The 1596-nt window shown below is 60.7% G+C and carries 3 protein-coding genes; 1 reads left to right on the plus strand and 2 read right to left on the minus strand.

Going from position 1 to position 1596, the window contains the following annotated elements; all coding sequences use genetic code 11:
* A partial coding sequence (locus tag ACYQ2W_RS26125; protein WP_459873986.1) for an RHS repeat domain-containing protein occupies positions 1–550 on the minus strand: 550 nt, incomplete at its 3' end.
* Between the two features lie 120 nt (positions 551–670).
* Between ACYQ2W_RS26125 and ACYQ2W_RS26130 the strand changes: the two genes are divergently transcribed.
* The gene (locus ACYQ2W_RS26130) at positions 671–877 is read left to right on the plus strand and encodes a SymE family type I addiction module toxin (protein WP_459873988.1); all 207 of its coding nucleotides are present in this window, start codon (positions 671–673) and stop codon (positions 875–877) included.
* A gap of 284 nt (positions 878–1161) precedes the next feature.
* Here the strand turns inward: ACYQ2W_RS26130 and ACYQ2W_RS26135 are convergent.
* Positions 1162–1596, minus strand: a 435-nt coding sequence (locus tag ACYQ2W_RS26135; protein WP_459873990.1) for a hypothetical protein, incomplete at its 5' end; no start/stop codon positions are given.

Here is a 1596-nt window from a genome sequence, read left to right on the forward strand (position 1 = left end):
CGACCCGGCCGTTGGTGGTGTGGGTCTCGGTCAGCTCGCTGAAGCTGAGGGGGTCGCCGGGGTCGCCGGGGTCGCTGAGGTCGGCGGTGCGCTCGGTGGTCTCCTCGACGAGCAGGCCGGAGGGGAGGAGGAGGGAGCGCTGGCCCTCGAATGGGGCGCTCATGCCGAAGCGCGGGTCAGGGCTGAGTACTACCTGCTCGATGGTGCCGTCGGGGGATTGGACCCACTCGGTGCCGTCGGCGGGGAACTCCTTGCGCGTCTCCAGGCCGGCGGGACCGGGACTGGTGTTGGCCAGGCGGCTGCCGCCGTCGGCGAGCCTTTCCACGGCGAAGCGGTAGCGGCGCCCCTCGCCGCTGGTCATGATCGAGACGTAGCCGTCGTCGGACTCCTCGCGGCCGAGCTGCCAGCCGCCGCCGGCCGGGTCGCGGTCCTCCAGCAGGCGGCCGAGGTCGTCGTAGGCGTAGTGGTTGGTGTGGCCTCGCGGGGTGGTGGTGGCGAGGAGCAGGCCGTTTTCGACGAACGCCGGGCTGGGTTGCGTGCCAAGCTCCACTGGTTACTACGCTCCGCGTAGTAACCGGCTACCTTGGACGCTCTGCGTCCCGGTTCTGGACGCAGAGCGTCCAAGGTGGTGCGTTACGACGCAGAGCGTCGTAACGAGAGGAAAAGCCCTTTGGAGCGCCGACTCACCGTCGGCACGCTCTTCTACGAGTATCCACCCCGCCTGAACGATCCGCCCGGCTCCCATCGGACACGCCGCGTCCCCTGGTTGCAGTTGAAGGGGCTATGGCTCGCCGCCGCCGGCTTCGAGGCGCGCACCCCGGTGAAGGTGCGGGTCATGCGCGGGTGTCTGGTGGTGACGGTGGCGGAGGAGGATTGAGGAGAAAGACGAAGCCCCGCCCGGTCGGTGATCGGGCGGGGCTTTTGTTTGTACGAATTATCTGATGGGTTGGGTGGTGGGGTTGTGGTGGATGTCCACGTTATTGTTGTTTGTCGGGAGCTACGACACTTTCAGATTGCTTGCTTCCTGCATATTCACACATCCCTTTCTCATGATTCCATCTCCCACCCTTGTCCAGGCATTTGTCTATTTTTATATATTCGCAGCCCGAGATGAGTAGCGACAATATAATCAATACAAATAGTCGTTTCATCTGACTGACCTCAATACTGGGGTGGCAAGCCATTAGGCCTGAATGGGGCGCAAATCTGGCTGCAGCTTCCTCCAGTATTCGCGGCGCCTTGAGAGCGACCATAGTGATTTGCCACCTGATCTGCGGCGGAGGCAGACGCCGGATCGCCTTTTATATTTTGATCAACCCACTCTCGGCTGTCACTAATACACTGTGCAGCATCTTGTCCACCCTCACCTCGCTGGGCTGCTTCACAGTTTGCTTTGCAATGAAAGTATTTATCTCCGCCTATAGTGTTTGCGTCCCGCATATCACTATAGTTGTTTAGAAAATCACCAGCTCCGCCGATCATATCTCCGATATACGGATCACCTGCAGTAGTTGGATTCCCTCCACGCCCGCCGATTTTCCACAATCCAAGCGGATCAATACCGTTAAGCGGGTCGTTGAGTACATAGCTGTAAAG

It is taken from the genome of Endothiovibrio diazotrophicus (assembly GCF_054657215.1).